8 protein-coding genes are annotated in these 8,741 nt (G+C 69.2%); 2 read left to right on the forward strand and 6 right to left on the reverse strand.

Annotated elements, in window-relative coordinates:
* Window positions 1-7 precede the first annotated feature (7 nt).
* Window positions 8-1,237, reverse strand: a complete 1,230-nt coding sequence (locus ACWPOC_RS14850) for a multidrug effflux MFS transporter (RefSeq protein WP_120282270.1) — start codon at window positions 1,235-1,237, stop codon at window positions 8-10.
* A gap of 68 nt (window positions 1,238-1,305) precedes the next feature.
* Here ACWPOC_RS14850 and ACWPOC_RS14855 point away from each other — a divergent pair, with 68 nt between their 5' ends.
* The gene (locus ACWPOC_RS14855) at window positions 1,306-1,773 is read left to right on the forward strand and encodes a MarR family winged helix-turn-helix transcriptional regulator (RefSeq protein ID WP_120282269.1); all 468 of its coding nucleotides are present in this window, start codon (window positions 1,306-1,308) and stop codon (window positions 1,771-1,773) included.
* Window positions 1,774-1,775: 2 nt separating this feature from the next.
* Here the strand turns inward: ACWPOC_RS14855 and ACWPOC_RS14860 are convergent, their stop codons facing one another.
* The 5 genes from ACWPOC_RS14860 to dxr all read right to left on the reverse strand — a co-directional run bounded on the left by ACWPOC_RS14860 (window position 1,776) and on the right by dxr (window position 8,203).
* The gene (locus ACWPOC_RS14860; RefSeq protein ID WP_183070684.1) at window positions 1,776-3,617 is read right to left on the reverse strand and encodes a penicillin-binding transpeptidase domain-containing protein; all 1,842 of its coding nucleotides are present in this window, start codon (window positions 3,615-3,617) and stop codon (window positions 1,776-1,778) included.
* Between the two features lie 32 nt (window positions 3,618-3,649).
* Window positions 3,650-4,486 carry a GNAT family N-acetyltransferase gene (locus ACWPOC_RS14865; RefSeq protein ID WP_120282268.1) on the reverse strand — a complete coding sequence of 279 codons (837 nt, stop codon included), beginning with the start codon at window positions 4,484-4,486 and terminating at the stop codon, window positions 3,650-3,652.
* 114 nt (window positions 4,487-4,600) lie between these two features.
* Window positions 4,601-5,755, reverse strand: a complete 1,155-nt coding sequence (gene ispG, locus ACWPOC_RS14870; protein WP_016691224.1) for a flavodoxin-dependent (E)-4-hydroxy-3-methylbut-2-enyl-diphosphate synthase — start codon at window positions 5,753-5,755, stop codon at window positions 4,601-4,603.
* A gap of 45 nt (window positions 5,756-5,800) precedes the next feature.
* Window positions 5,801-7,018, reverse strand: a complete 1,218-nt coding sequence (locus ACWPOC_RS14875; protein WP_455408901.1) for a M50 family metallopeptidase — start codon at window positions 7,016-7,018, stop codon at window positions 5,801-5,803.
* 15 nt (window positions 7,019-7,033) lie between these two features.
* Window positions 7,034-8,203: a 1-deoxy-D-xylulose-5-phosphate reductoisomerase gene (gene dxr, locus ACWPOC_RS14880; protein WP_455408902.1), complete on the reverse strand. Its 1,170-nt coding sequence runs from the start codon at window positions 8,201-8,203 to the stop codon at window positions 7,034-7,036.
* A 133-nt stretch (window positions 8,204-8,336) separates the two neighbouring features.
* Between dxr and ACWPOC_RS14885 the strand changes: the two genes are divergently transcribed.
* Window positions 8,337-8,585 carry a DUF2631 domain-containing protein gene (locus tag ACWPOC_RS14885; protein WP_120282265.1) on the forward strand — a complete coding sequence of 83 codons (249 nt, stop codon included), beginning with the start codon at window positions 8,337-8,339 and terminating at the stop codon, window positions 8,583-8,585.
* Window positions 8,586-8,741 lie beyond the last annotated feature (156 nt).

Here is an 8,741-nt window from a genome sequence, read left to right on the forward strand (position 1 = left end):
GGGTCCGTCAGCGGTTGCGGACCAACGCCATCGAGCCGAGGCCGAGGACGGCGGTGACGAGCATGGCGAGGGACATGGGGACCGCGGTGTCCTCACCCCAGGCGCCGACGATCGGAGCGACTACGGCCGCCAGCAGGAACTGGAGGGCGCCGAGGAGCGCCGAGCCGGTGCCGGCAGCGTGCCGGACCTGACCGAGAGCGAGGGTCGCGGCGTTGGCGAGCACCAGCCCGAGGCTCGCGACGCCGAACCACAACGCCACCATGGTCACACCGAGGACGGGTCCCGCGAGGGCGTTGACGGTGAGCACGGCGGACCAGAAGACGAGCAGCGCCGACCCGATGCCGAGCAGCCGGTGCGGGGTCGTGCGCTGGAGCAGCTTCTGGTTCACCACATTGCCGAGGCTGATGCCCACGGCGTTGAACGCGAACAGCAGGGTGAACCAGCCCGTCGACAGGCCGTGGATCTTCTGCATGACGAACGGCGACGCGGAGATGTACGCGAAGAGCACACCGAACGCGAAGGTGTGGGCCAGCAGGTAGCCGAGATAGGTGCGGTCGCGGACGACGACGGCGATCCCGCTCGCCAGGCCGCCGAGGCCACCTGCCGAGCGACGGTCGGCCGGGAGGCTCTCGGGCAGGAAGAAGACGATCGCCGCGAGCATCACGAGGCTCAGCGCGGCCAGGAACCAGAAGACGGCGCGCCAGCCGACGGACAGGATGATGCCGCCGCCGACGAGCGGCGCCGCGATGGGCGCCACTGCGCTGACGAGCACGAGCAGGCCGAACAGCCTCGCCGCGGCCATGCCCTCGGCACGGTCGGAGACGACGGCTCGACCCACGACGATGCCGGCGGCGCCGGCGAAGCCTTGGACGAAGCGGGAGACCGCGAGCAGTTCCACGGTGGGCGCCAGGGCGCACGCGACGCTCGCGAGGGCGCACACGGCCGTGCCGATGAGCATGGACGAGCGGCGACCGAACCGGTCGGACAACGGTCCGATGATCAGGTTGCCGAGGGCCATGCCGATGAGGAAGGCCGTCAGCGTGAACTGCACCGCGGACGCGGTACTGCCGAATTCCTCGGCGATGTCGGGGAAGCCGGGCAGGTACATGTCCACGGCGAGCGGGGCCAGGGCGGCCAGCAGACCGAGCGACGCCACGGACATGCCGGACAGCGAACGGCCGCCGGATCCGTGCTCGTCGGTCTTCACTCCGGTTGCGGCCTCGGAGGGTCGGTTCATCACACCTCGATCGATAAGTTCGAATTCATATATAAATTTATATATAGATTCTAGCCTACGATCGAGGCATGCCCGACGACCCGAGGATCAGCGACGCCGACGTCGACCGGCTGGCCGACAGCGTGCGCACGCTCGTGTGGAAGTTGCAGCGCGTCGGCGAACGCGAATCGGGCCTGGTCGGGATCCCCCAGTCCGAGATCGAGGTCCTGCGGGTGCTCTCCGACCATCCCGGCATCACCGTGTCCGATCTCGCGCGCATGCTCGGACTGCAGAGCAGCAACGTCAGTGCCACGGTGCGCAGCCTCGTCGCCCGCGGCCTCGTCTCCCGCACGACCAACCCGAACGACGGGCGGTCGCACCATCTGCACCGCACTCCCCTGGCGGAGCACAACGGGAATCTCATTCGGCGTATGTGGATCTCACGGATGCAGGAGGTGCTCGCAGCGATGGATCCGGTCGATGCCGCCGAACTCGTCGCGGCGGCACCGTTGCTCGAACAGCTCGCCGCCCTCGCCGAGGATCCGGCCCTGGCCTGAGCTCAGGCTCCCTCGTCGTACTCCGGCGGCAGGGCGGCGAACATGTCGCGGGTGACCGCGACCGCGTTGTCGGAGCTGCCGCCGCGCACGACGAGCGTCGCGAACGCCAGATCGCCGCGGTAGCCGACGAACCACGAGTGCGACCCGCCCTCGACCTCGGCCTCGCCGGTCTTGCCGTAGACGTCGCCCTGGTCCCGGATACGGTCGGCGGTACCGCTCGTGATCACCAAGCGCATCATCTCGCGCAGACCCTCCACCATCTCCGGCGTCACCGGCGGCGGCGAACCGTTCACAACCGTCTCGCGACCCGCGATGAGATAGGGCACCGGAGTACGGCCGGCGGCGACCGTCGCCGCGGTGAGCGCCATCCCGAACGGGCTCACGACCACCTTGCCCTGACCGAAACCGTCCTCGGTCCGTTCGACGAGATCCTCCGCGGGCGGAACCGATCCGGTGAAGGTCGGCATCCCGACCACCTCGTAGTCCACACCGATACCGAACTGCGAGGCGGCGACGGTCAGCGCGTCCGGGGCCATCTCGGAGGCGAGCTTGGCGAAGGAGGTGTTGCAGGATCGGGCGAAAGCGGTGGCGAGAGAGACCGTCCCGAGCTCGAACTCGTTGTAGTTCGGCACGCTCCGCTCGCCGATCGTGATGCGACCGGGGCACGGCACCATCGTGTTCGGGGTCGCGCGACCCTCGGCGATCGCCGCACCCGAGGTGACGATCTTGAACGTCGAGCCCGGGGGGTACTGGCCGGCCAGCGCGACCGGCCCGTCCCTGTCGGCGGCCTTGTTCTGGGCCACCGCCAGCACCGCACCCGTGGACGCCTCGATCACGACCGTCATCGCCTGCTCGGTGCGGGCATCGACGGCCGCCTGAGCCGCGAGCTGGAGGGGACGGTCGAGGCTGACCGAGAACGACGGCACCGGCTGCGGCGGCGTCTCGGTGAGCACCCCGGTGTCCACGCCGTACTGGTTCACCACGACGACGCTCCACCCGGCCGTGCCGTCGACCTCGTCGATGACGGTCTTCTTGATCTGGCCCACGAGATCAGGCGCGAAGTTGCGGTCGGTCGCGACGAGGTCGGCCTGCTCGGTCACCACGACACCGTCGATCCCGGCGAGACGTGGGGCGACGCGCTCGTAGTCGTCCTCGCGCAGTCGCATCACCGACCGCGGCCCGGACGAGGCCGTCACCGATTCCGCGATCGCCTGCGCCGTGAGCGAGGAATCGAACTCCGACAACGTCGACGCGAGCTGTCGTGCCGCACCGGCGACGTCGGTGGTCTGCGAGGCGTCGAAGGCGATGCCGTAGACCGTGCCGGGGACGAGGATGTCGCTGCCCGCGTGCTCGTTGACCCGGGCGCGCGGCGCCGGGCTGCTGCGGAGCTGCATGGTCTGCCGTTCGCCGAGCTGCGGGTGCAGCGCGGATTTCGCCCACCGCACGATCCAGTCGTTCCCGCTGCGCCCCATGTTGAGCTCACCGGTGTACTGCCACACCCGTTCCTTCGGCAGGTGCCACTCGTAGTTGTAGCCCACGGTCGCGGAGTCGCCGCTGATCCGGGTGGATGTCGTGGTCGCGGTGAGGGATTCGGCCTGAAGCCCGTCCAGGACTTCCTGCATCGCGACGGCCGCGTCGTCGGGGCGGTCGGTGCGGTCCGCCGCCGACGCGACGTCCTGAGCGGCGAACGAGTCGAGAAACGCCTGGGCGGCGGCCTCCGGCCCGGCCGGGCGCGGCGTGCACGCGACGGCCAGGCCGAGGAGCACGACGGCCGCCGACAGCACAGCGCCGATCCGGAGTGCGCGTGCGTACGGGGATGCCGGGGTGGAACTTCGAGGTCTCATCGCCCGTCATCGTAGGCAGAGCCGACGGGAAATCAGTCGAGCAGCACCGTGGAGAACGTCGCGACCTGGCGGAAACCCGCGCGGGCGTAGGCTCCGCGGGCCGGGGCGTTGAAACTGTTGACGTAGAGGCTGGGCAGGCGACCGCTGCGAGCGACCGCGCAGGCCACGGCGGCGGTGCCGATCGTGCCGAGGCCCGAGCCTCGATGCGCGGGATCGACCCAGACGCCCTGGATCTGGCCCACCGTGGACGACTGGGAGCCCACCTCCGCCTTGAACACCACCTGTCCGTCCTCGAATCGCGCCCAGGCGCGCCCCGCCGCGATGAGGCTCGCGACGCGGCGCCGGTAACCCGCACCGCCGTCGCCGGTGCGCGGGTCGATACCGACCTCCTCGATGAACATCGAGATCGCGGCCGGCAGATAGACATCGAGTTCGTCGGGCCGCACGGGACGGACCTGCGGGTCGGGTTCGACGAGCGGCTCGCGGTCGAGAACGAGGAGGGGTTGTTCGGCCCTCACCTCGCGGGGAGCGCCCCACGCCGATTCGAGCCGCTCCCACATCGGCAGCGCGTACTCGGCGCGACCGACGATGGACGAACACAGTCGCGGCCCGCGACTCGCGCGCTCGGCGAACGCCTGGATGTCGTCCGGACTGCCCAGCAGCGGAATGAGGTTCGCGCCGGAGAAGCACAGCGAGGTCTCGGGGCCGCCGCGGCTCCACATCTCACCGCCGACGGCACGCCCGTCGAGTCCGTACTCCTCGACGCGGCCGGCCACCATGCACGCGGCCACGGGGTCGCGGGAGAGCACCCGGAGCACCGCAGCGGTGTCACGTCCACCCAACGACCGGACACCCAGAAGCTTGAGCACTCGCTCACCACCCGTCGACAAGCCGATACGAGATCAGAGTGCCATGCCGGACGGCGGCGTGGAAACCTGAGTCCTCGAAAGTGAGAGAACGCCGTCCCGTGCGCCCCACCCGTATCAGCCGACCGACACCACGGGGCCGCCGCCCGAGGCGTTGCCTTCCATCTCGTCGGCGATGCGCATCGCTTCCTCGATGAGGGTCTCGACGATCTGCGCCTCGGGCACGGTCTTGATGACCTTGCCCTTGACGAAGATCTGGCCCTTGCCGTTTCCGGAGGCCACACCGAGGTCCGCCTCACGAGCCTCACCGGGTCCGTTGACGACGCACCCCATCACCGCGACCCGCAGCGGCACCTCCATGCCCTCGAGTCCGGCGGTGACCTCGTTGGCGAGGGAGTAGACGTCCACCTGGGCGCGCCCGCAGGACGGGCAGGAGACGATCTCGAGCTTGCGGGGACGCAGGTTCAGCGACTGCAGGATCTGCGTGCCGACCTTGATCTCCTCGGCGGGCGGCGCCGACAGCGACACGCGGATGGTGTCGCCGATGCCCTCGCTGAGCAGCGCGCCGAAGGCGACGGCCGACTTGATGGTGCCCTGGAAGGCGGGGCCGGCCTCGGTCACGCCGAGATGCAGCGGGTAGTCGCACTGCGCGGCGAGCTGCCGGTAGGCCTCGACCATCACGACGGGGTCGTTGTGCTTGACGGAGATCTTGATGTCGCCGAAGCCGTGTTCCTCGAACAGGCTCGCCTCCCACAGGGCGGATTCGACGAGCGCCTCCGGCGTGGCCTTGCCGTACTTGGCGAGCAACCGGGGGTCGAGGGAACCGGCGTTGACGCCGATACGGATGGGGATCCCGGCATCGCCGGCCGCCTTGGCGACCTCCTTGACGCGACCGTCGAATTCCTTGATGTTGCCGGGATTGACGCGCACGGCCGCGCAGCCGGCGTCGATCGCGGCGAAGATGTACCGCGGCTGGAAGTGGATGTCGGCGATCACCGGGATCTTGCTCTTCTTCGCGATGATCGGGAGCGCGTCGGCGTCCTCCTGACGCGGGCACGCCACACGCACGATGTCGCAGCCGGACGCCGTGAGCTCCGCGATCTGCTGGAGGGTGGCGTTCACGTCGTGCGTCTTCGTGGTGGTCATCGACTGCACGGACACCGGATGATCGCTGCCGACGCCGACATTTCCGACCATGAGCTGGCGGGTCTTGCGTCGGGGTGCGAGGACCGCAGGAATTTCGGGCATGCCCAATCCGACGGGGCTGGTCACAGTTCGCCTTCTTTCGTCGCTACTCGGCAAGTCTACCGGCGCAGATCAGAACAGCTTGATGGGGTTGACGATGTCTGCTGTGAGGGTGAGCACCATGTAGGCGCCCCCGATGACCACCGCCACATAGGTCAGCGGCAGCAGTTTCATGTAGTCCACGGGCGGGCCGACCGGCAGTCCGCGCAGGCCGCGCAGCCAGTTCCGGGCCTTCTCGTAGATCGCGACGGCCATGTGCCCGCCGTCGAGCGGCAGCAGCGGGAGGAGGTTGAACGCACCGAGGAAGAAGTTCAGCTGTGCGAGCAACAACACGAACGACTCCCAGATGCCGCGCTCGGCGAACTGGCCGCCGATGACGCTGGCGCCGACGACGCTGACCGGGGTGTCGACCGCGCGCTCTCCCCCGGTGACGGCCGTCCACAGGTCGGCGACCTTGCTCGGCAGGCTCACGAGCGCCTCGACTGTGCGGACCGCCAGGTAACCGGTGAAGTCGAAGGTCGCGGGGATCGCCGAGAGCGGCGTGTACTCGATGATTCCCGGCTCTCCCCCGACACCGATCGCACCGACGGTGCGGGAGACGGGTTCGGCGTCGGACGACTCGCTCTCGTAGACCCAGCGCTGGACCTGCTGGACCATGACCGGCACGGTGAGGGTCTCCTCGCCGCGTTCGACGGTGAACGGCACGGTGCCCGACAGGGGCTGCGTGGCCCGGACGAGGTCGCCGAAGGTCTCGACGGACTGCCCGTCCACGGCGACGATCACGTCGCCCGGTTCGATGCCGGCCTGCTCGGCCGGACCGGGACCCGAACAGTCGGCCGGGGTGTAATCGGGCGGGCCGTCCTGGGTCGGCGCGGCACAGCCGACGGTGCCGACCACCGCGCGGTTGTCGGTGTTGGGCAGCCCCGCACTGGCGGCGAGGCCGTAGATGAGCACGATGCCGAGCAGGAAGTTCATCGCGATGCCACCCGACATCACGACGAGGCGCTTCCACGTCTTCTGCTTGTACATCGCGCGCTCGACCTCGTCGGGCGCGAGTTCGTCCAGGGCCGTCATGCCGGCGATGTCGCAGAACCCGCCGGCCGGAACCGCCTTGAGACCGTATTCGGTCTCACCGCGGCGGAAGGCGAACACGCGGGGGCCGAACCCGATGTAGTAGCGCCGGACCTTCATGCCCAGCTTCTGCGCGGTCCACATGTGGCCGGCCTCGTGCAGGGCGATGGAGATGGCGATGCCGAGGGCGAACAGCACCACGCCCAGTACGAACATCATGAGTGGCCGATCCTCCTATACGAGTGTGCGCGCCCGGTCGCGGGCCCAGCCGTCGGCGGCGAGCACGTCGTCCACGGTACTGGGTTCGGCGGACCACTCGTGTGCGTCGTTCAGCACGGCCTCGACGGTCTGCACGATCCGCGGGAACGACAGCGTCCCCGCGAGGAATGCCTCGGCGGCGACCTCGTTGGCCGCGTTGTAGACGGCGGTGAGGCATCCGCCGCCCACGCCCGCCTGGCGCGCGAGCCGCACGGCCGGGAAGACGTCGTCGTCGAGGGGTTCGAACTCCCAGGTGGACGCGGTCGAGAAGTCGAGTGCCGGGGCGGCGTGCGGAACGCGGTGCGGCCAGCCGAGGGCCAGCGCGATCGGCAGCTTCATCGACGGCGGCGACGCCTGGGCCAGAGTCGACCCGTCGACGAAGGTGACCATCGAGTGCACGATCGACTGCGGGTGCACCGTCACGTCGATCCGGTCGTAGTCCACGCCGAAGAGCAGGTGGGTCTCGATGAGTTCGAGTCCCTTGTTGACGAGGGTCGCCGAGTTGAGGGTGTTCATCGGTCCCATCGACCAGGTGGGGTGGGCGCCGGCCTGTTCGGGCGTCACCGATTCGAGGCGGTCGGCGGTCCAGCCGCGGAACGGACCGCCCGAGGCGGTGAGCACGAGACGCGCCACCTCGTCGCCGGTGCCGCCGCGGAGGCACTGCGCAAGCGCGGAGTGCTCCGAGTCGACCGGCACGATCTGGCCGGGCGCCGCCGCCTTCGTGACGAGCGAGCCGCCCGCGACCAGCGACTCCTTGTTCGCCAACGCGAGTCGTGCACCGGTACCGAGCGCCGCGAGCGTCGGTTCGAGGCCGAGGGAGCCGACGAGGGCGTTGAGCACGACGTCGGCCTCGACCTCGCGCACGAGCTCGGTGACAGCGGTCCGGCCGCTCCGGACCGGCAGGTCGAGACGTGCGGCGGCGGCGGGGTCGGCCACGGCGACCTCGCGGACACCCGTTGCGCGGATCTGCTCGGCGAGCAGGTCCGTCTTGCCTCCGCCCGCGGCGAGACCGACGACTTCGAAGTCGTCGGGGTTGGCGGCGATCACGTCGAGTGCCTGGGTACCGATGGAACCGGTACTGCCCAGCAGGAGCACCCGGGTGCGGGAAGAAGATCGAGTGTCGGCCACGCGAGCATTGTTCCCCACGCACCTGAACGGTTCCTGAACCGCCCGGTCTCCACCTCGCGACAGGCGCCACACGCATGCCCCGCTTCGTACGACGCGGGGTCGTATGTCACGATAAGCAGCAACAGCAGCATCTGGTGAGCAGGAGGAAACCGTGGCCGGTACCGAGTTGCAGTCCACTCGTGGTGATGTGGCGGCGGAAGTGCCGTCCGCCGAGTGGGGTTGGAGCGGGGAAGCCCCCAAGTTCTTCCGCGTGATGGCTTTGATCGTGGCGGCGTTCCTGCTGCTGATGCTGATCGGCAATCACGAAGGCCATGTCGAGAGCCTGTACCTCATCGGTTCGGCGGCTCTGCTGGTGTTCATCGTCGCGCGCGATGCGGTGCGTCGCCGCCGGTTGCGCTAGTCCATCGACGAAAGGGCCCGTCCGGAATTGGCGGTTTCAAGGGGTCGACGCAACACCGCTGTTAGTTGGTGGTGATTAGATCACGCAGACGCTCGGCTGGGGTATCCCAGCCGAGCGTTTTGCGTGGCCGACCGTTGAGCTCCTGAGCGACATGCT

The organism is Rhodococcus sp. 5G237, assembly GCF_053764735.1.

Coding starts and splice junctions, on each gene's coding strand:
- ACWPOC_RS14850 (WP_120282270.1), bottom strand. CDS start 1,237: ATGAACCGACCCTCCGAGGCCGCAACCGGAGTGAAGACCGACGAGCAC.
- ACWPOC_RS14855 (WP_120282269.1), top strand. CDS start 1,306: ATGCCCGACGACCCGAGGATCAGCGACGCCGACGTCGACCGGCTGGCC.
- ACWPOC_RS14860 (WP_183070684.1), bottom strand. CDS start 3,617: ATGAGACCTCGAAGTTCCACCCCGGCATCCCCGTACGCACGCGCACTC.
- ACWPOC_RS14875 (WP_455408901.1), bottom strand. CDS start 7,018: ATGATGTTCGTACTGGGCGTGGTGCTGTTCGCCCTCGGCATCGCCATC.